At 64.1% G+C, this 20478-nt stretch carries 14 protein-coding genes; 6 read left to right on the top strand and 8 right to left on the bottom strand.

The window, feature by feature from the left end; all coding sequences use genetic code 11:
* Nucleotides 1–2: 2 nt before the first annotated feature.
* Together LC490_RS17520 and LC490_RS17515 are read right to left on the bottom strand one after the other, a co-directional pair.
* The gene (locus LC490_RS17520; protein ID WP_031372433.1) at nt 3–1004 is read right to left on the bottom strand and encodes a hypothetical protein; all 1002 of its coding nucleotides are present in this window, start codon (nt 1002–1004) and stop codon (nt 3–5) included.
* 489 nt (nt 1005–1493) lie between these two features.
* Nucleotides 1494–1868 (bottom strand): nuclear transport factor 2 family protein, encoded by a 375-nt coding sequence (locus LC490_RS17515; RefSeq protein WP_223621027.1) that lies wholly within the window; start codon nt 1866–1868, stop codon nt 1494–1496.
* A gap of 162 nt (nt 1869–2030) precedes the next feature.
* Here LC490_RS17515 and LC490_RS17510 point away from each other — a divergent pair, with 162 nt between their 5' ends.
* On the top strand, nt 2031–2912 hold the full coding sequence (locus tag LC490_RS17510) for a LysR family transcriptional regulator (protein ID WP_223621026.1): 882 nt from the start codon (nt 2031–2033) through the stop codon (nt 2910–2912).
* A 104-nt stretch (nt 2913–3016) separates the two neighbouring features.
* Here the strand turns inward: LC490_RS17510 and LC490_RS17505 are convergent, their stop codons facing one another.
* Nucleotides 3017–4900 carry a glycoside hydrolase family 9 protein gene (locus LC490_RS17505; protein ID WP_223621025.1) on the bottom strand — a complete coding sequence of 628 codons (1884 nt, stop codon included), beginning with the start codon at nt 4898–4900 and terminating at the stop codon, nt 3017–3019.
* Nucleotides 4901–5029: 129 nt separating this feature from the next.
* Between LC490_RS17505 and LC490_RS17500 the strand changes: the two genes are divergently transcribed.
* The 4 genes from LC490_RS17500 to LC490_RS17485 all read left to right on the top strand — a co-directional run bounded on the left by LC490_RS17500 (nt 5030) and on the right by LC490_RS17485 (nt 11493).
* Entirely contained in the window at nt 5030–6280 is a 1251-nt protein-coding gene (locus tag LC490_RS17500; RefSeq protein WP_223621024.1) for an ROK family transcriptional regulator, read from the top strand.
* A 60-nt stretch (nt 6281–6340) separates the two neighbouring features.
* Entirely contained in the window at nt 6341–7453 is a 1113-nt protein-coding gene (locus tag LC490_RS17495; RefSeq protein ID WP_223621023.1) for a carbohydrate kinase family protein, read from the top strand.
* A gap of 16 nt (nt 7454–7469) precedes the next feature.
* Nucleotides 7470–8702, top strand: coding sequence for an MFS transporter (locus LC490_RS17490; RefSeq protein WP_200875843.1), 1233 nt, complete (start codon nt 7470–7472; stop codon nt 8700–8702).
* A 67-nt stretch (nt 8703–8769) separates the two neighbouring features.
* Nucleotides 8770–11493, top strand: coding sequence for a TonB-dependent receptor (locus LC490_RS17485; protein WP_223621022.1), 2724 nt, complete (start codon nt 8770–8772; stop codon nt 11491–11493).
* Here the strand turns inward: LC490_RS17485 and LC490_RS17480 are convergent.
* Together LC490_RS17480 and LC490_RS17475 are read right to left on the bottom strand one after the other, a co-directional pair.
* On the bottom strand, nt 11432–11815 hold the full coding sequence (locus LC490_RS17480; RefSeq protein ID WP_223621021.1) for a hypothetical protein: 384 nt from the start codon (nt 11813–11815) through the stop codon (nt 11432–11434). The two genes, LC490_RS17485 and LC490_RS17480, sit on opposite strands and share 62 nt — an antisense overlap.
* 36 nt (nt 11816–11851) lie before the next feature.
* On the bottom strand, nt 11852–12589 hold the full coding sequence (locus LC490_RS17475) for a hypothetical protein (protein ID WP_223621020.1): 738 nt from the start codon (nt 12587–12589) through the stop codon (nt 11852–11854).
* A gap of 504 nt (nt 12590–13093) precedes the next feature.
* On the opposite strand from LC490_RS17475, the gene LC490_RS17470 reads away from it, so the two are divergent.
* On the top strand, nt 13094–14839 hold the full coding sequence (locus LC490_RS17470; protein WP_223621019.1) for an XVIPCD domain-containing protein: 1746 nt from the start codon (nt 13094–13096) through the stop codon (nt 14837–14839).
* A gap of 100 nt (nt 14840–14939) precedes the next feature.
* Here the strand turns inward: LC490_RS17470 and LC490_RS17465 are convergent, their stop codons facing one another.
* The 3 genes from LC490_RS17465 to LC490_RS17455 form a co-directional block, all read right to left on the bottom strand.
* Complete coding sequence (locus LC490_RS17465; protein WP_223621018.1) at nt 14940–17000, bottom strand: S9 family peptidase; 2061 nt, start codon at nt 16998–17000, stop codon at nt 14940–14942.
* A 314-nt stretch (nt 17001–17314) separates the two neighbouring features.
* Nucleotides 17315–17611: a hypothetical protein gene (locus tag LC490_RS17460; protein ID WP_031372421.1), complete on the bottom strand. Its 297-nt coding sequence runs from the start codon at nt 17609–17611 to the stop codon at nt 17315–17317.
* A gap of 216 nt (nt 17612–17827) precedes the next feature.
* Nucleotides 17828–20478 (bottom strand): autotransporter domain-containing protein (locus LC490_RS17455; protein ID WP_223621017.1); only part of this gene is annotated, 2651 nt, incomplete at its 5' end.

Below are 20478 nucleotides of genomic sequence, written 5' to 3'. Positions count from 1 at the left end.
AGCTATTGGCCCATTGCTGCGATGAGCTGTTCGCGTAGCCGGGAGCCAGCCAGATAGTGCGTAGCGCTGTGTCTCCAACGCCCCCAGTTGGATTCCTTGATATCTTCGACGCCCTTCCCTCCTGCCCCCGCATAGTCATTCGCAAACCGTGGGTCCGCGCCGCAAATCGGATCGAGCGGATCGTAGATGTTGATCCAACGATCGAGGCGAGAGGGTGGGAAGTCGGGCTTGCTGCTTCCTGGTGCGTGTAATTCGTCCTGTACCTCCTTTACCCCCAGGGGCGATCCGAGGGTAAGTAAGGCGTGGACATGGGGGCAGTCATCGCAGTTACGTATAACGTCATACGCCACTATCGTGCCCATGCTGTGCGAAACGACGATGACCCGGTCCGATTCCTCGCGGGCCGCATTGAGCTTATGAAGCAACCGGGTGCGGAGTTCCTCGCGAACCTTGAAGCGACGGCCGTCTTGCCGGACGTATTCCTTGTCGAACAGATAGTAGTAGGCCTCCATCGCCGCGGCACGCACGATGGCTTGTTTGATCGGGGCCGGCAGCCAGCTTGCGATTTCGTACTCCGACGCCTCCTCCAGCGATGAAGCCGGATTCGCGACGGCGACTGGTGACAGGGCAAGTTGCGCGCTGAATTTCGATTCCAGGCTGGTAACGAAGCGTCGCTCTTCGTCGGTCAGCAACTCCATTTTGCCGGGCACATCTTCCATGCCCGCAACTTCCGCCACTATTTCGGCCTCCCCTGCATCCCCTGCGGACTCGTAGTACGAAGAAAGTTCCGTTTCGTAGTCGGTGCCGTAGAAGACGTCGGCGTAGTACCCGAAGTGCCTGGGAATACCGCGGTTGTCCAGATGGACGCCGGAGTTGGGCGGTGCGAAGACGCTGGGCATCGGATTGTCGCGGGACAATGCCCACATCCAAATCTCCTCCAGCTTCTCTGGCGCGGGCTTCTTTGCGAGCCCGTGAACGAACACGACTGCCGCATCCCTTTTCATGCGCACCACTCCCTAGAACCCGACCCTGGCTCTATAGCGAGTACAACGCGGGCGACACGTCATGGCGGCCACTTGGCATAAACCTGAATCGACCAGGCGATGCTGTCTACGCTGTTCGCAAGCCAGTACTGGGGGGCCTTGCAAATCAAGGGCCTGCGTCAATCGCTATTTTCCCAGGCAGACATCGTGGCTCCCGCGTCGGCTACGCGCGCTCCTCAGGTCCCCGTGAACACTCACCGGCCATGCTGGCCCGACTCGTCTCACGAACTGCGGTTCGCGCGAGTCGCACCGGAAACCGATTTATGCACAACGGCGACGAAGTTTCGGTTGGCGCTTGCGGACGAGTATGGAGCGGATGACCGACGGTCAAGGTCGCTCTGCCCCGATCTGCTCGAACGATCGTCGGACCGGGCGGATCGGCTGCAACCAAACGAAGGCCCCCGGTCGGAGGCCTGTCTCAGGCTGACGCTCCACCTGCTTCGGTCGAATCTACTGGCGGACGTCGACCGTCATCACCTTCTGAACGATCTTCCAGCCGCCCTGCACCTTCAGGCACGACAGCAGGTCGGTGAAGTGACGCGGCGGCATCTGCAGCTTCAGCTTTATCAGGGCGAGGTTGTCCGAAACATCGATCGCGACGACCTCGTCCTTGCGCTCGAGGCCGAGCTTTCGTGGAGCGGTCGCATTGCGCACGCCGCCCAGCCAGGTCTCGATCGGCATCACGCTGACTTCGCCGTCGTCGCCGATTCTGGTTACGGCACTGAGGGGGTGAAATATCGACTGGAACTGCTCGGCGTCCATGTCGTACGCGGCATCGAAATAGACTTGAGCCAAGGCTCGCAAGGTGTTTTCAGCGTCTTCCATAGATTTAACTGCCCGATGTCGGAGATTGCTGCGATAGCGAGGACGGCCGGTCCGCTCTTCCGCTCTGGGGCGTGCTCTCCCGGTCGCCACAGGAATCACTTTAGATTGCGCCTATATATGAGTAAATTGCCAATACCAACATAGAACTCATGAGCCGATTTCATGAAGAGCGAACTCAATGACCTCGCAGCGTTCGCCATCGTCGCCACTGAGCGGAGCTTTACCAGGGCTGCGGCGCGGCTTGGGGTCACACAGTCCGCGTTGAGCCACACGATCCGCGGCCTGGAACGTCGGCTGGAACTGCAGCTCCTCGCGCGCACGACCAAGAGCGTGGCGCCGACCTCCGCGGGTGCAGCGCTGTTGAAGACGCTCTCGCCTGCGCTCGAGCAGATCGATCGGGCGCTCAACGAGGTCCGCACCGCGCGAGACCGGCCGACCGGCCGGCTTCGTCTTGCCGTCTCGAAATCCGCCGCTGTGTCGGTGCTGTTGGCCAAGCTTCCGGCGTTCGCCGCGGCCTATCCCGAGGTGGTGCTTGATGTTTCCACCTGCACGGGCCCGGTGGATCTGGTTGCAGGCGGGTTCGACGCCGGCATCCAACTGGAAGAATTCATTCAGAAGGACATGATCGCCGTGCGCGTGACCCAGGAACTACGCCTGGCCGCCGTCGCTTCGCCCGGGTATTTCGCGACACGCAGCCGCCCCCTGAAACCGCGGGACCTGAGCGCTCATAACTGCATCGGGCTGCGCCTTCCGGGCGGCCCGTACCGATGGGAATTCGAGAAAGGCGGCGTGCCCGTGACGATCACCGCCAACGGGTCGCTCGTCGTCGACGACACGAGCCTCGCCATCCACGGCGCCTTGGCCGGTGTGGGCATCGCGCTGGCCTATGAAGACCAGGTGGCGGGTTACATCGACGAGGGCAAGCTCATCAGGGTGCTGGAAGATTGGTCGCCCTCTTTTCCCGGCTTCTTCATCTACTACCCGGACCGTCGCCATCAATCGGCGGCGCTTTCCGCCCTGATACGCGCCCTGCGCCTAAGCTAGCGCCGCTGCGCAGCAACGCCACCCGCATCGCCACCGGGCGTGTCTTGCGCGAATTCGTTCCTCAGCCCAACTCTTGCGGATTCGGAACGAACGCCGCAGCCAGCTCAACGCGTTTCGGCCGTCGTCATCGTCATGGCCGCGAACAGCATCCAGGTGGTGTGGGGAATCCACTGCTCCACCCAGCGCCACTGCTCGGAATCCGGGCCAGGCGCGAAGCTGATGCCGGCACCGGTGTCGCTGCCCGGTGCGCCGGTGATGCCGTTGGAGATGCCGCCCACGAACATTTCGCCGGCGCTCTCCAGCACGGTCGGCGGATTTTTCTTGCCGAAACCGTAGAGCATGGAGATGCCGTAAGGGTTGCGGCCCAGGGTCCAGTCGAGTTGGCTCTGCGCATAAGCGGCTCGATCGGCGGGCAGTCTATAACCGGCCGCGTCATGGTCTGCGAGCTTGCGGCCGCCGATGACCATGGCCGCGCTGAGCGAGGCCAGGCGGGCGCTTTCGCCCTGCCACCAGTAGCCGGTTTCATTGCGGTGCGGGATGAAGAACCCTTCCAGTACCTCGCCTGTGGCCTTGCCGTCCTGGGTCAGTTGGAAGCGCTGGCGGGCGTAGCCATACGGGTTAGCGACCGCATTGGTGATGGTCAACTCGTGCTTGAGCGCCGAGCCGATGGCATCCAGCGCACGCTGGCGGCGCCCCTGCTCCGGTTCGATATCGACATAGGCAGAGAGGCTGATCACCGGCAAGCCGGCCTCGGCCGCATGGTAGTACGGGCGGCTGCCGCCATCGCTGACGAAACCGCCGTCGGCCTGTTGCCGCGCCATCAAGCGGGCGGCGCGCTCGCGCGCATCGTCGAGATAGCGCGACTGGCCGGTGGCGTTGTGCAGTTCCACCAGCGCCATCAACGCGGCGTAGTCGTCGATGATGTTTTCTTTGCCGTCGGCGCCGTATTGCGGGTTGAACCGGCGCAGGTGCGCATAGGCACGCTCTGCATCGGCCAGATACTGGGCACCGTCGAATTCGCCATGGCGGCCGCTTTGCTTGGCCAACATCGAAGCGCGCGCGAGCGCCGCGATGGCCATGCCGCCGCCGGCGCGAAATGCCGAGCGGTACAAGGTAGTAAACGTTCCGGCCGAGCCTTCATAACCGGTGACCATGCGCTCGACGCCGGGCGTACCCCATTGGTCGAACACGGTGGTGTAGAAGTAGCCCTCCGCATCGAGGATGCGATGCAGATAGTCCGCGCCCCAGAACGCCTCGTCCTCGACCTGTGTCTGCAAGTCGTGGGCGGCGAACAGGGCCTTGCGCGCATGCGCGCCATAGGCGAGCACCCAGGCCGCCATCGAGGCCTGCTGCGGATTGAAATGGTTGGCGTAGCCCAGGTGCGACAGGTATTTGCCCTTGTCGCCACCGGCATCCTGCCAGCCGCCCCACACATTCACCTTGCGCGAGGTCTGGAAGATGCGTAGCTCGCGGTCGGCGTTATCGGTGTGGCGGCTGCGCTTGAAGTAGCCCAGCAGCTGCGCGCCGGTGGTGGCGAAGACTGCGTTGTCGCGCACCGAGACCGACGCCGACACCGCACGTTGCTGGCCGATGCGCACTTCCACTTCGTACTTGCCCGCATCCTGCGCATCGGAAAAGTCGACGCTGAAATAGCGTTTGCCCGTGCCCCACTCGGCAAACGGCCGCAGTGGCTGCAGATCGCCTTGCTTGATCGGCTGGCCATCGCGCAGCACGGTGTAAGTGCCCTCCCCGGCCTCGCCCGCATATTCGACGATGGCCTGTTTCGGCCCCAGCCGCTCCAGCGCCACCTGGTTGATCTGCACCAGCAGCGGCTGTTTCGGCAGGCTCACTGACACCGTGGTCTTCGGCTTCGTCGCCGACGCTTCGGTCGATGCCGAGATGGCCATCTGCGGCAGGCTGGACAGCGCAATCGCCAGCGCGGCCATCGCTTGAATTGCGGTCTTGCGGGAATGCGGCGCAGCGGTCATTGGCACGGTTCCGGATAGACTGGCCACCGCAACTTAGCCATGTGGCCGGCCGCCGTCAATAAATACTTCACATGGATGTATGAATAATACGAACTCCCTCTCCCCTACGCTCAAGCGGTTTCAACGCCTATGAATATCGGCCGCGGCGCCACCCAGCAATCCAGCGCTCCCTACAATCGCCGCCTCGTGCTGGATTTCATCCGCCAGCATGGCGCGGCCTCGCGCAAGGACATCCAGGAAAAGGTCTCGCTCAGCCCGCAGACGGTCGCCAACATCACCAATGAGCTGGAATCCATCGGCCTGATCGTCTCGCGCCGGCAAAAGGACCTGAAAACCCGCGGCCAGCCGCCGATCGCTTTCGAGATCAATCCCGACGCCGGCCAATCCATCGGCATCAGCCTGGAACCTGGCCGCGCCTCGGGCGCGCTGGTGAATCTATTGGGCCAGATCGATGCGCGCTGCGAGGTGCAGTTGCAGGGCTGCGATCGATCGCAGTTGTTGGCCGGCTTGCTGGAGCTCGTGGCCAAGCTGCGCCGGCAGGCCAATGCCCGGCTGTGGGGCATCGGCGTGGCCCTGCCCGGCCCGCTTGGCGACACCGAACTGAGTTTCGTCGGCCCCACCGCGCTGGAAGGCTGGAAGGACTTGTCCATCCTCGACCAGTTGCAGGAGGCCACCGGCCTGCCCCTGTTCCACAGCGTCGACAGCGTGGCGGGCGCGCTGGGCGAGACCTTGTACGGGGTCGCCCGGCACCTCGACAACTTCTTCTACCTGCACCTGAGCATGGGCCTGGGCGGCTCGTTGATCGTCGCTCGCAACACCTACCGCGGCACCGACGGCAACGCCACCGAGATCGGTCACGTGCCGGTGGTCCCGGGCGGCACGCCCTGTTATTGCGGCAACCAGGGCTGCCTGGAGCGCTACTTGTCGCTGCACTCGCTGGCCGAGGCGCTGGGCCTGGACGACGGGCAGATCCGTACCTCGGACGTGCTTGATCGCTTGGACGACGCTGCCGACGAACCCTTGCAGCAGTGGTGCCGGCAGGCATCCCAGCGGCTGCGCGATGCCATCTGCATGATCGAGAACATGCTCGACCCGCAGACCATCGTCATCGGCGGGTCGGCGCCGCAGAAACTGGTGCAGCGCCTGGTCGACCTGGCCCAGCCATGGCACCGCTCGGTACGCGGCCGCCCTGCCCCGGAATGGCCGCGGGTGATGATTTCCCAACGCGAGGAGGACTGTTCGCTGTTGGGCGCCGCGGTGCTGCCCATCCACGAGTTGCTCTCGCCGCGCCTGGAAGGCCTGCAGAAAGATGAACTCGGGGAGCTGCAGACGGCCGAGCTGCTGGGTCACCGCCCGGCTGCCGGGGGCCGCCGAATTTAATTATACTTCCACTGGATATTTTTATTGACAGAGCAAAATTGGGGTGACTATAGTCGCCCCATGAAGCTAGAGCATCCCGAACCCAGCCGGCCCCAGCCCAACCGGACCGAGTCAAACCGGTCCGAGTCCAGCCAACCTCAATCCCGTCAGCCGGAGCTCGGCCGGTCTCAGTTCAACCCGCCCCAACTCAGCATCGTCGGCGACGTCAGCGTGGACCTGGTCCTGGGCACGCTGGACGGTTGGCCCAAGATCGGTACCGAACAACTGCTGCCGCGCAGCGAACTGCGCGCCGGCGGTTCGGCGGCCAACTCCGCCCTCGCGGCCCGGCACCTGGGCCTGAACCCGCATCTGATCGGCGCCATCGGTGACGACGACCTGGCCCAGTGGCTGCTGCTGCAGCTGGCGGGTATCCGAGTCGAACTGCAGACCTGTGCCAGCGACACCACCGTATCGGTCGGGCTGATGCATGCCGATGGCGAACGCACCTTCTTCACCAGTTGCGGGCACCTGCAGCATCTGACTCCGGACTTCGTACTCGAACACCTGCCGCAGGCATCTCCCGGCAGCATCGCCCTGTTCACCGCCCCCTTCCTGCTGCCGGGCCTGCGCGAGCGCTTCAGCCAGCTGCTGGCCGCGGCCTCGAGCAAGGGCTATCAGGTCGCACTGGATACCGGCTGGCCGCCGGAAGGCTGGACGCCGCAGGTGCATCAGGAAGTCGAAGGCTGGCTGGCGCATTGCGACCATCTGCTGGTCAACGAGTTGGAGGCGGTGAGCATCGCCGGCAGCCAGGACGACGGCCAGGATCTGGACGACAGCCGGGTCCTGGAGCTTGCGGTGCAACACGTCGCCCGCCTGCTCAAGCCCGGTGCCCATCTGATCGTCAAATTGGGCGCCGCGGGTGCGCTGGGGCACGTCGATGGCCGGAGCACCCGCTACACCACCGAGATGGTCGGCGACATCTTCGACACCGTGGGCGCCGGCGACAGCTTCAATACCGGTTATCTGGCGGCGCGCCTGAGTCAAACCAGCACGAGCCAGGCCAGCACGAAGCAGGCCAGCCTGCGCGACGCGCTCGCGGCCGGCTGCCGCACCGCCAGCGCGATCCTGCCCCGCTTCCCGCGCAAGCGCATCGGCGCCGGCGAACTCGCCCACTGCCTGCAGCCGCAGTCCTGACCCCGGAGAGACGATCGTGAAGCACCAGCCGATGATCATCAGCTACATCCTCCTGATCTGGTTCGCGATCTCCTTCATCACCAATCTGATCGGGCCGCTGATGCCCATCGCCATCCAGGATTTCAAGCTCAGCCTGACCATGGCCGGCTTCATGCCGTTCTCATTCTTCCTGGCCTACGGCTTGATCTCGATCCCCGGCGGCCTGTTGATCGAAGTCCGCGGCACGCGCTTCACTCTGTTTACCGCCTTCGCGCTGAATTTCATCGGCGCCCTGGCCATTGCCGTGATGCCGGGTTACGTCTCGGTGGTGGCCGGGCTGTTCGTCATCGGCTTAGGCATGGCCCTGCTGCAGGTGGTGATCAACCCGCTGATGCGCACGGCCGGCGGCGAAGAGCACTTCGCCTTCTTTTCGGTGATGGCGCAGTTGGTGTTCGGCCTGGCCTCCTTCCTCAGCCCGCTGGCGTTTCGGCTCTACATGCAGCGCCCCGGCGTGGAGGGGCAGCCGCTGGCCTGGCTGACGTTCTACTGGTTCTTCAGCGCCGCCTTCGTACTGCTGGCTCTGCTCAACTACAAGCTGCCGTTGCCGGCGGTGGCGCTGAAGGAAGACGAGCGCGTGGGCAGCCGCGCGGCCTACCGCAGCCTGCTGCGCCGCGTCGATGTGCGTTTGTTCTTCCTGGCCATCGTCGCCTATGTCGGCACCGAGCAGTCCCTCGCCAACTGGATGTCGCAGTTCCTGCACAGCTACCACGGCATGTCGGCCACCGAGCAAGGTGCGATTGCCGTCAGCCGCTTCTGGGGCTTGATGTCGCTGGGCTGCCTGGCCGGCTTGGGCTTGCTGAAACTCATCGACTCGAAGTGGGTGCTGGCGATCTTCTCGACGCTCGCCATCGCCTGCCTGGCCCTCGCTCTTTTCGGCTCCGCGGACATCTCTCTACTGGCCTTCCCCGCCGCGGGCTTTTTCTTGTCGGTGATGTTCTCGGTGATCTTCTCGCTGGGACTGAACTCGGTGCGCCAGCATCACGGCGCGTTCTCGGGAATCCTGTGCAGCGGCATTCTCGGTGGCGCCATCGTGCCGCTGTTGATCGGCTTCATCGCCGACCACTGGGGGCTGCGCGTGGGCCTGTCGCTGGTCTTCATCCCCCTGCTCTACATCCTCAGCGTCGGTGCCTGGGCCAGGCCACTGGTACGCAACCAGACCGTGTATTCCGCGAAAAACACGCCCGCCTCGAACACTCCCGCCTCGCCCTGATCGGGCAACCGCACCAGCCACTGCGCGGGTCCGCCGGCCCGAGTCGCCGTACAACCAGGAGCCCATAATGAAGAAGCATCCCAGCGATGTCCGACCGACCGGCATCGCCGTCGCAATCGCCGCGGTATTGATCGGCTGCGCAAGCGCGCCGGTGATGGCCCAGTCCAGTACGAGCGAGGACAGCAAACAGGTCAGCGCCGGGCAGGTCGACGCCGGACAGGCTGACGCTGGCGAAGCCCGGGCCACTCCCGTTGGCGAAGCCAGAACGACACTGGAAACCGTGCATGTTTCCGCCACCCGCATCGAATCGGACCTGCTGAAGACGCCGGTGACCGTCACCGCCGTCACCCAGGAAGCATTGACCCGCGAGGGCATCCGCGACGTGCGCGGCCTGTCCGGCAGCATGCCCAATCTGCAGATCGCCTCCGGCCCGGATTCCGGCGTGCAGGTCAGCATCCGCGGCATCGGCGCCAACAACTTCACCGAGATCGGCGACCCCGCCGTGGGCCTGCACGTGGCCGGCCTGTACTCGCCGCGTCCGCAAGGCGCGCTGGCGCTGATGTTCGACGTCGACCAGGTCGAAGTGCTGCGCGGCCCGCAGGGCACGCTGTTCGGCCGCAACTCCACCGGCGGCAGCATCAACATCATTCCGGCCAAGCCCCGTTTCGATTCCAGCTTCGGCAGCACCGAGCTCGAAGTCGGCAGCTACAACCTGCGCCAGCTCAACCTGATCCAGAACATCGCGGTGAACGATCGCTTCGCCCTGCGCCTGTCCGCCACCAAGGTCGAGCGCGATGGCTGGATCGACCAACAGCAGGACTTCACCGACGTCGATATTCCCGAGCGCGGGTTCATCGCCGACGGCATTCCCGACGTAGACCAGCGCCGCAACGTCAAGGTCGGGCGCGACGAGTATTACTACAACCGCGACGAATGGGCGGTCCGCCTCGCCGCGCGCTTCGCCATCACCGACGACGTCGAGTGGCTGCTGGCCTACGAGAAGTTCCAGAACTCCGGCGCCGGCCAGGTCGGGCTGAAAGACTGCAAGCAGGCGGCGGGCACCCGCTTCGCCTGCCAAGGCGGCAAGTGGGACGTAAAGATCAACGTGCCTGGCAAGACCGACATGTCGATCGACACGGTGCGCTCCAATCTCAACTGGTTCCTCAGCGACACCAACAGCATCGAATACAGCGTGGCGTTCGCCACACAGAAGCGCTCGCAGATCGCCGACGACGATGGCGGCTACCACGAGATCCCCTCGCAGGTGACCGCCACCTTGCCGGTGCCGGCGGCGGGCGACTGGGGCGTGTGGCCGGTGCGCGACAACACCTCGATCACCCTGGACTCGAAGTACAAGTCGTTCGTGCACGAACTGCAGTTCAAGCATCAGGGCGAACGCCTGAAGCTGGTATCCGGCCTGTTCTGGATGCACGAGAAGAACTCGATCGACTATGCCCAGGAAATGCTGGTCAACGCGCCGTTCGGCTATCCGATCAGCCAGTTCTACCACCAGCCCAATCGCCAGATCGACGCCAAGGCGATCTTCTCCCAGGCCGACTGGCGCTTCGCTCCCACCTGGACCGCAACGCTGGGCGCACGCTACAGCCGCGACGAAAAAACCGACCGCGGCGGCCAGGTGTATGGCGGTTGGGATGCCGAATCGACGGCCTATTACAACGGCCTGTACCACCCGGGCACGCCGGGCGAACCGGGCTTCCGCCCCCACAACGGCCGCGAGCTGACCGAACGAATGGGGCCGTTCGGCGGTATCGATGCCTACAAACTGTGGGGCCCCCCGGCCGAGAACGAACACTCCGAATCCTGGCGCAAGGTCACCTGGCGACTGGGCCTGACCAAGGATCTGTCCGATGACGAGATCCTGTTCACCTCACTCTCCACCGGTTACAAGGCGGGCGGCTTCGGCGACAAGGACGATGTCTGCGGCGGCAAAGTCTGCATCGACGGCCCGCCCGGCCCGCAGTACACCTTCTTCCCGTACGAGCCGGAAACCGTCACCAATTTCGAAATCGGCTACAAGGGCCTGCTGCTGGACAAGCGCCTGAGCCTGTCGGTCACCGCCTTCTACAGCCGCTACAAGGACATGCAGGTGACCGGCGATTTCTTCGCCGCCAAGGTGCACGTCAACGAACCCTGCCCGGATTGGGACCCGACCTGCGATGTGATCAAGAAGTGGCAGACCGTCAACGTCGGAACGGTGAACATCCCGGGCCTGGAAGTGGAAGTGGACTATCTGCCCACACCCAACACCCGTATCGGCGGCTTCTTCTCCTACATCGACAGCAAGATCAAGGACTACCCCAGCTTCAGCGACGAATGGAACTGCGGCGTGCGCGAAGAGTTCGGCGCCGTGCCTTGCCCGGAGCCCTACAACGGCCCCGACCCGACCCTGGCCGGTCGCCAGATCTACGACATCACCGGCCACCACCTGCCGATGACGCCGAAATTCACCGCCGGTATCAACGTCTCCCACACGTTCAAGTTCGGCAACGGCTATGAACTGGTGCCTTGGCTCAGCGTGAAGTGGCAGGACAAGATGTACTTCACCTTGCGCAATCTCGACAACGCGCACGTCTCCGACGCGCAGGAGGCTTATACGACGGTCGATGCCAGTCTGAGTCTGCAGTCGCCGTCGTTCTGGCGCGCCGAGCTGTACGTGCTCAACGCCACCGACAAGATGACCAAGAACTGGGCCGACGATGCCGGCGGCTTCATCCGCGGCTACTGGAACGACCCGCGCACGGTCGGCCTGCGTGTCCGCTTCGACTATTGATGCCGTCATTGCGGCGCGTAAAGCCCCCCTCCCCTAGCGGGAGAGGGGGCAGATTTGCCAAAGCGAAATCGGCAAGCGACTGATGATCGGCGACGACATGCGGCGCGAGGAATCGGGAGATCTCGAGCCGGCTGTGACCGTCCGGCGTACGCATCATGGCGATCTCGACGCGCATGTCGTGCAATCCGGTGACGCCATCCGCCCAATCCCTTTCGATCGGGGCACGTCCTTCGAGCCCCAGGCCGAGCTCGGTGAAAAACCCGATGGCGGCATCGATGTCTTCCACCACGATGCCGACGTTATCCATACGCTCGATCGTCATGATGTCTCCTCGGCGTGGACGATGGCGGCTTGGCCGCTAGCGCCTGGACCTCTCTGTGGCCTTGACGCAGACCCGCAGCTTGTCGCGTGCAGCGAGCCCTCCGCTCCATTCGAGGATGTAAAGCACGTTTTCGTGCTTGCGATCGAAGACCTCGAATCGATGTTGGTCGAGCATCCCATCGAGCAGCGCGTCCACGTTCTCGACGGCCATCAGCAACATGCCGTCGCCGCCGGTGCCCGCCATCGGCAGGTTGAATACCTCGATGGCCTGGCGCTCTTCCCCGGTCTGGTGCAATTGGACGGTCAACTTCTGCGCCGACTTGGGTTTGGGAACGCCGCGCCCGTAAAGCGCCAGATAGGCGTAGGGAGAGCCGCCGCCCGGGCCTAGAATCATCATGCTGCTGCCCTCGCGATAGAAACGCGCGGCGCAGTACTGTCCTGGCGCGTTATCCGCTGCCGGCCTGAAATTCCAGAATCCGTCGAAGAAGGCCCGGTAGTCAGGGTCGCGCGCCATCCGTTGCTGATGCTTGCGCAGGCTTTCCGCCTCCTCCTGCTTGCTCCTGTGGAGCATCTCCTGCAGATCCTCGGCAGAGAAGTTGGGCTCGTAGCCTTGCCATTGATCTTCGTCGTCTTCCCCGTGGCAACACGGTGGGGTCGCCGCGATGTCGTTCATCGCTCGCGCATGCGCAGCCATTTCCGCCTGATTGGCTTGTACCGGCCCTATTGCGCACGCAAGCGCCAATGCGCAAATCAGACTCGCAGCGACCTTCTCCATGGATGCTTTCTCTCGGAAGTTGAGATGTCGGCGGACTACGCGCCGTCGCCATCACGATACTTGCCTTTCTCGACCAAGGCGACGGCGAAAGCAAATCCCCCTGCCCCCTTTGGCAAAGGGAAAATGGCAAGAGCGGCCCATCCCAAGCGCAAAACTCCGTGCGCAAAGCCCCCATTGGAGGGCTTCGGCGCTCGATGCTGCAGCCCTCCCCTCCGGCCATTCTGGTAGGCCCAAGGCACTCAGCGCTGGGGCCGGCCCTGGTCGCCCCGTTCGTCCCGGCGAATCCTCTGTCCGAGATCGCCCAGGCACTGCCCCAACCAAGACCGGATGAGCTTGCTCGACCGCTGCGAGGCCATCGAGATTGGATCGCCCGGCTCTCGCTGCTGCGAGCACGCCCGCAATCTGCGCAATTTGTGACTATCGACACGCTTGTCGACGGTCTGCCGCGTCCTGTCGAAACGCCGCCGCACGTATCCCCTAGAGCGTCGATCAGTGGAGCGCCCCGTGCACGAGCCCGAAACCGAAACCGAGCAGGACGTCAGCGCATTGCTCGACAGTGTCAACGATATCGGCGCCGACACCATCGAGTACGCCAATCTAAAACAGCTGTTCGCCGACTCTCCGCATCTGCGAAGTCAGTTGCGCAGGGCCATGGCCGAGGGTGGGCTGACCTCGATCGTCCTGTTGCCGGAGACATCGACATTAGGCGGACTTTATACCTATACGAACGGGGTGATATCGCTAAGTCGCGAGGCCCTGTCGAAGTCTCCTGCCGAGGGCGGCACCGCAGCGGCTTGGATCGTGGGCCATGAACTCGAACATTGCGTCAGGTCCGCCGAGCTTCATGCGCGTGTCGGCCGCGATATCGAAATCGCAAACATATTTGCGACAGACAGTACTTACGACTACACCGACGTGGTCGGGTTCTATGTGCAAGCAATGCGCGAGGACGAAGCGTATTCGGAGATCGCGGGCTGGAATGCGCATTTGGACGTCCTCAAGAAAAACGGCGGCAAGGACGTGCCCGACGCCAACGACATCGTTGTGTCGGTTCCAGGTCGGAAAGACCTTTACTTCCAGCCCAGCGCCGGTAGCCTGGGTTACGATTTCAAGCCGGAGATCGAGGCGGTTCTGAACTCCGACCGGAGCATGCCGGCCAGCACCGAAGCCATCGCCAGGATATCGCAGTGCTACTTCGACGCTCCGCCGGAGCGCTCGCGCCTGGGCCCGTCGGGTAACTGCGACTATCGGCACTACTACGCGGCCATGGCGATCGGGGAAATCCATCAAACCGCCTCCTCGCAAATCCAGGTGCGACTGTCTGCGCTCCATCTCGATACCGCGACCCTTTGGGCCAGCGGGGTAGATCTGAGCCCCACCGGCATTCCGATCTTCAGCGATGCATCCGTGCCGGCACCGGCGAACGACCCGGTAGAAACCGAAACGCTGCCCGCTCCTGGCCAACCCGAGCCCAGACCATTGTTTTACGACTCCTCATGGCTGGGCATGTCCGAGCAGCGTGTGGGCGACGAATATGCCGCCAGCAGCGATGCTGTCGACCTCAGTGGCAGCTCACTGCTCGAGACGAGGATGTCTGCCAAGTGGAATCCGGATGGCGAAGCGCCGGTCCCGTTCACCACGCCTCCCGGATCTCCGCCGCTGCCGCCCGTACCGCAGTCGCCCGAACTCTTGGATCTTTGGATCGCCTCGCTACTCAGCGACGAAGTTGGGCCGAGTACCGGCAGCGCGCTCGGCAAACGCGAGTTCGACGACGAATCGCCAAGGGCAAGCCAGGGCAGTCCGAAAATTCCGCGCATCGACCGAGAATTCAACCTGATGCAGCCGCCCGACCCGCCACAAACTTCTTCCAGTACGCCGCAATCGCAACATCCACTGTACCTGCAAGCCTTGCACGCGCTGCAAACTCACTCCGACCCGGAGCTTCGCAGCCGCGCGCCGGAAACCTTGCAGTGCCTCGCCGCCGGGCTGGCTTATGAGGCGCAGAAGTCCGATCTGGGACGCATCGATCATGTCGTCGCGTCCGAGCACAACGAGTATCTGTTCGCGATCAGGGGCGGCATACCGAACGATCCCGCCAATCAGTACGTGCAGGTCGATCAACGTGTCGCCAGCACCACGCCATTGGAACGATCGCTGGCGGAACTGGCCGCGATCACACCACCCGACGCGGCGCATGCCATGGGCGCAGCATCGCAAACGCCGCACGAGCGCCATCTGCCCCCGCATTGATCGTCCGATTCACACACGCTTTCGTCACGGACAGAACGGGCCCGACACGGAAACGCCCAGCCAGGGCCGAGCGTTTCCGTGCGTTGCCTCGATCGAACTTCTACTTCTTGCTCTGCGCCTTATGAGTCTTGAGCGCCTCCGTCAGACCAGGCACGCCGTCGGCACCGTGCGGTACGGACAAGCTGGAGCCTTGCAGATCCTGACCGATAGGCTCGACTCGTCCGCCCAAGCACTTGCCGAGAAACCCTTCGGTCAGCGCATTGAAGGCTTTGCGGTTTTCCGGGCGCGCGAAACCGTGTCCCTCATCGGCGAACAACGCATAGCTCACCGGAATCTTGCGCTGATTCATCGCGGCAACCAGGTTGTCGCTCTCGGCCTGGGTGACGCGCGGATCGTTGGCGCCCTGACCGACGAGCAAGGGCTTGCTGATCTTGTCGACACGACCGATCGGCGAGCGCTCGAGCAGGTGCTTGCGCCCGGATTGCGTGCGCGGATCCCCTACCCGCTTGTACCAGGTCGTCTCCAGCATCGGAGCGGCGTATGCCGGGAACGATTCGATCAGCGTGACCAGACTGGAGGGGCCGACGATATCGACGCCGCATTTGAAGGTGTCGGGCGTGAAGCTCAGCCCGACCAGGGTCGCATAGCCGCCGTAGCTGCCGCCCATGATCGCGACCTGGTCCTTCGTGGTCACGCCCTGTTTCACCGCCCAGGCCACCGCATCGATCAAGTCGTCGTGCATCTTGCCGGCGAACTCGCCGTCGGCACGGTTGAGGAAATTCTTACCGAAGCCGGTGGAACCGCGATAGTTGACGTTGAGCACCGCATACCCGCGGTTGGCCAGCCACTGCGTAGTGCCGGCATAGCCGTACGAATCGCGGGCCCAGGGGCCGCCGTGCACGTTCAATACCATCGGCACCGCTCGCTCGGGCTTGCCGTCGCCGTTGGTATCGGCCTGCGGCGGCAGGGTCAGGTAGCTCACCAAGGTCAGGCCGTCGCGCGAGCGGATTTCCTGTGGCCACATCGGCGCCAGCGGCAGGCCTTCCATCTTCGGCCGCGACGAAAACAACTTGGTCAGCTTGCCCGGGCGACCATGCTCGCCGCGATCGTAGCGGTAATACACACTCGGCGTTTCCGGCGCCGAATACAGGATGATCCAACTGCGATTGTCCAGCGTCTGCGATTGCACCGAGACCTCACCGGGGCCGATTGTCTTCAACGCCGCCAGGTCGGCGGTCACCTGCGGATCGATCGCGGTCCACTCCTCGCGCAGGTAGTTGGCGCTCGCGGCCAATATCCGGCCGCTGCTGGGATCGGTCAGAACCCCGGCGATATCGGCTTTGGGGTTTTCCAGCAGCAGGCGGCGCTTGCCGTCGGGCCCCTGCGCGAACAGCGCGCCGGTATCGCGGCCGCGCGAATCCAGCCAGTACAAGGTTTGGCCGTCGGCGGTATAGCCCAGGGTTCGGGTCGTCAGACCGTCCTCGACAGGGATGCGGTCCCAAGGACTCCATTGCCCGCTCTCGCCGAGAGCCAGTATCTCGCGGCTTCCGTCCGCAGCCGGCTTGTAGCCCAGGCGCACGCGATAGTCCTCGTCGGTGAGAAAGCCGCTGAAGCCATCGTTTTTCTGCACCAATGTACGCTCGCCGCTGCTCAGCTCGACGCGATAGAGATCGTGGTACTTCGCATCGCGGTCGTTCATGCCGATCATCACCGACTCGGGATGGCGCGGACTGATGTTGCCGATACTGGCACGGGTCTTGGGATAGGGCGACAGATCGCGCTCGTTGCCGGTAACGATGTCCAACGCGAATACGTGATAGTTCTCATCGCCGCCGCTGTCGCGTACATACAGCAGCGTGCCGGGTTTGTATGCCCAGGTATACCCGGTGATGCCGCGGGCCTTGTCGTGGGTCGCGGGCTTGGCTTTGTCCAACTGGCCTGCAGGTGCGACCCACAGGTTGAGCACGCCATCCAATGGAGCGACCCAGCTCAGGTACTTTCCGTCGGGACTGATCGAGACGTTGGTGCGTTCAGGGTTGCTGAACAACAGATCACGCGAAATCAGCGCCGGAGCATTGCCCGGCGAAGACGCAGGCACGACCTGCGCGGGTAAAAAGGCCAAGGCAGCGGTCAGGCCGGCAGAAAGCAAAGTGATCTTCATGAGCATCCTCGAACTATGGGGTCGCGTGAATCGACGGCAGAAAAGATGCCGTTCGCCATGTCGCCGTCTTTGCAGATCCCGAACGAACAGTTTGGCCAGTTCCAAGTTTCGTCGGGAGCAACGGGCAGCACTTCCAAGGATGCTCGAAGGGCGCAGTTGGTCGCAGGCACAGGATGCTCGAAGAGCGCCTTGGGTCGAAGGAAAGTGCGCTATTTATCGCACTCAGAAGAAAGATCCGCTCTCGAGGAACGGATCAGCCTGTCTGCTTTCAATCGAATTCGGTGGCGCTCAAGTTCAGCGTCATCGCGATCCCTTCAGAATGAGCCAAGGCTCATGTCCGCAGATAGCTGTTGGGGCCAGGGCCAGTCGCCCATGGATGCGGAGATGAACACGCAGAGGTCTCCGGACGGATCGAGCGTCGCGACCGGCCCTATGGAATACTTGCGCAGCTGCAGCCTGCCCCAAGTATCGAAGACCGTATCCCAGCGGTCGCCCTGGCGCACGCCGCTCGTATCCAGGAACGCGGTGAGCGGCATGACCAAGTACCAACTTCCATCGAGCGCCGGCTTCCAGCGCTCGTCGCGTAACTCATTGAGCCATGAAAAATTCAAGAACCTGTCCTAGCGCTTCGATGCCGTCGCAGCACTCGTTCGGAATGCAACGGCGCAATACTAGGAGTGCGCTCGATAGCGCAAAATTGGCAAAAGTCTTAGAAAGTCGGCCATCGCGCCCGCAGTCCGAAACGTAAGGCCGAGGCCCGCGTACGACAGGCATCCACCGGGTCGTCATCGGGCGGTGCATGCCTCAGGCATGCACCGCCCCTGCCGTCACCAGCGAATCCGCACGCCCAGGTTGGCCTGGCGCTGCTTGACGTCACTGCCCTCCAGGCTTTCGCCGTAGGACAGCACGCCGAACACACTGACCGATTCGTTCAACTCGGCTTCCACGCCGACGTCGACGGTCGCCATCAGGCCCAGCTCATGGTTCGGAAACGCTTGCGGTTGCGTGCCGGAGCCGATCGGCACCACCAGCAAGGCGTTGTCCTTCTCGCCCAGGGTGTCCTGCAGGCCGAGCGTCGCCCACGGGCGGATGCGTGCGCCGCCGGCCGTCTCGAAACGCTTCTCGGCACGCACCGCGGCGCGCACCGTGCCCAGCAGGTCGTCGTCCATCACCAGTTGCTTGCCGCTCGCATCGCGCTGGTCCTGCCACTGCATGGCACTGGCGCTCAGGTTCACTTGCGGCTCGAGGGTCCAGCCGTTGCTCAAGTGAAAGCGATGGCCGAACTGTGCGCTTGCGGTCACGCTGCTGCCGCCGATGTCTTGGTTGAAACCGTCGGCCACCGCGACGCGGGCCTCCGGCCGTTGCCCGACCAGGGTCATGTCCAGGTAGCTGCCGCCCTGCCAACTGACGCTACCGTACATGCCGACCATCGGCGTATCGACGCGCACATGGGCCTGGCCGATGCCTTGCAGATCGGTCGAATTGGCGCCGTCGGCCCAGTAGTTGCCGTGTTGGTAGCCCAGGAATACGCCGCCGCGGAAGCTGCGCGTCTCGCGGTCCTGCAACAGCGCGTCCATGCCCAGGTACAAGCCGAGCGTGTCGCCGCTGAAAGCGAAGCCCGGGTTGGCGCCCATCTCGAGTTCGCTGCCGCTCGCCGCTACCCAAAGGCCGTGGCAATCGCCGCGCAACGACGCATAAGCGCGCCGTGCGCCCTCCTCCTCCGCGCCGCAGCGCGGCGTGTCGCCACGTACGCCGCTCATGCGTTCGAACAACAGCCGGTTGCTGCTCTGGATATCGGCCAGGCCGATGTCCGGCAGCACCGCGTACCCGCCGATTTCCGGCAGGATATTGCTGGCCTCGGTGTTCAGATACCAGCCATCGCCCTGGCGGTCGAAGCTCCACGGGAACACGCTGCCGTTCAAGCGCACCACTCCGTCGCTCGCGCCGGCCGCGGTGAAGCTGCCTGCGGTCGCCGCGTTGTCGTTCGGGGCCGAGATCACCCGGATCGACGCCGGCTGCTGCGGGGTCTCGCTGCCGTCGCCGAGAAAGGTCACCGCGGTGGTGCCGGCGACGTCGCCGCCGATGTCCAAACCGCCCGAGGTCTGGTTGCCCGGCGATACCGTCAGCGCCAGCGCGCCGCCGCCGGTGTAGTTGCCGCTGATGCCGAAGCGGGCGCCGCCGACCGTGATCACGCCAGAATTGGCCACGCTGCCGGTCAGGTTGGCGCCGCTCATTGCAATCAATTCCGAGGTACCGTCGATCGACAGCAAACCCCCGGCCAGGTTCAGCGGTGCGTTCAAGGTCAGGTGAGTGCCGGTGAGCAGGTCGACGCGCTCCCAGTTGGACAGTGCGCCCACGTCGCTCTGGTCCAGGGTCATGCCGTGGAAGTTCACCCGATCCTCGCCGCCGGCACCGCCGTCGAAACGGGTCAGGCCGCTGAGCTCGCCGCCGCGGAAATCGGCGCTGTCGTTGCCGGCGCCGAATTCGAAGTTGCCGATCACCGTGCCCGACGACGCGAAGCTGTCGTTGCCGGCGGTGCCGCTGTACAGGCCGGTGGCCTTCAGGGTCGCGCCGGCGGCTACCGTAGTGTTCTGCGCTGCCACGCTGCCGCTGGCGGTGACTTCGAGCAGGCCACCGATTACATCGACGTCGATGAACTGCGAAGGCCCGTTGATCTGCAACGCACCGGCACCGGACTTGGCCAGCGATTCGAAGCCCAGCATGCTGCCCAGCGGCACGTTGAAGCCGCCGCCGATATTTGCCTCGAGCGTGTCGTTGCCGAGGCCGCCTTCGACCGTGCCGATCGCCGCGGTGGTTTCGTGGACGATGAAGCGATCGTCGCCGCTGCCGAGTGCGAAGATGCCGCTGCCGGTGTCGAGCGTGCCGGCCAAATCGAACACGTCGTTACCGTCGCCGAGGTCGCCGGAGGCGAGCAAGCTCGCGCCAGCGGCCACTTCGACCGTGTTGACGCCGGCGCTGCCGGTCAGCACGGTCTGGCCCGCGGCCATGCCTTGCACGCGGCCGTCGATCGCGAGCGTGGTGCCGTCGGCCATCGCCAAGGTCGGCGTTTGCAAGGTTCCGGCCACGCTCAGAATGCCGCCGTTGAGCGTGGTGCCGCCGCTGAAGCTCTGAGAGCCGGTCAGCGTGGCTTCGCCGGTGTTGTCCTTCTGCAGGAACTCGAAGTTGATCGTGTTGCCGGCATCGAAGCTGAAGGCGTTGGCGTTGTCGAGCACCACGGTGTCGCCGGTGCCGTGTCCGCCGCCGCTGATGGTCGCGTTGAGCACCGCACCGTCGCTCAAGGTCAGGGTGTCTTCGCCGCCGCACAGGTCGATGCTGCCGCTGCCCGACACCGTGCCCGACACGCTCATCGTGTCGTTGGCGGCGCCACAACCGAAGCTGCCGTCGACGTTCAAGGTCGCGCCGGCTCCGACCACCGTGGCCAGTGTGCTGCCTGCCGTCGCCACCACGCTGCCGGCCG

Source organism: Lysobacter sp. ESA13C (genome assembly GCF_019970005.1).
In the GTDB taxonomy this organism is placed as follows: Bacteria; Pseudomonadota; Gammaproteobacteria; order Xanthomonadales; family Xanthomonadaceae; genus Lysobacter; species Lysobacter antibioticus_B.
The sequence above is the reverse complement of the archived record's forward strand: the minus strand, read 5'-3'. Positions and strand labels throughout refer to the sequence as shown.

What these genes read in the sequence shown, in the direction of transcription:
- LC490_RS17510 (WP_223621026.1), top strand. Translation starts at nt 2,031, where the DNA reads ATGAAGAGCGAACTCAATGACCTCGCAGCGTTCGCCATCGTCGCCACT.
- LC490_RS17500 (WP_223621024.1), top strand. Translation starts at nt 5,030, where the DNA reads ATGAATATCGGCCGCGGCGCCACCCAGCAATCCAGCGCTCCCTACAAT.
- LC490_RS17475 (WP_223621020.1), bottom strand. Translation starts at nt 12,589, where the DNA reads ATGGAGAAGGTCGCTGCGAGTCTGATTTGCGCATTGGCGCTTGCGTGC.
- LC490_RS17505 (WP_223621025.1), bottom strand. Translation starts at nt 4,900, where the DNA reads ATGACCGCTGCGCCGCATTCCCGCAAGACCGCAATTCAAGCGATGGCC.
- LC490_RS17480 (WP_223621021.1), bottom strand. Translation starts at nt 11,815, where the DNA reads ATGACGATCGAGCGTATGGATAACGTCGGCATCGTGGTGGAAGACATC.
- LC490_RS17485 (WP_223621022.1), top strand. Translation starts at nt 8,770, where the DNA reads ATGAAGAAGCATCCCAGCGATGTCCGACCGACCGGCATCGCCGTCGCA.
- LC490_RS17495 (WP_223621023.1), top strand. Translation starts at nt 6,341, where the DNA reads ATGAAGCTAGAGCATCCCGAACCCAGCCGGCCCCAGCCCAACCGGACC.
- LC490_RS17465 (WP_223621018.1), bottom strand. Translation starts at nt 17,000, where the DNA reads ATGAAGATCACTTTGCTTTCTGCCGGCCTGACCGCTGCCTTGGCCTTT.
- LC490_RS17520 (WP_031372433.1), bottom strand. Translation starts at nt 1,004, where the DNA reads ATGAAAAGGGATGCGGCAGTCGTGTTCGTTCACGGGCTCGCAAAGAAG.
- LC490_RS17515 (WP_223621027.1), bottom strand. Translation starts at nt 1,868, where the DNA reads ATGGAAGACGCTGAAAACACCTTGCGAGCCTTGGCTCAAGTCTATTTC.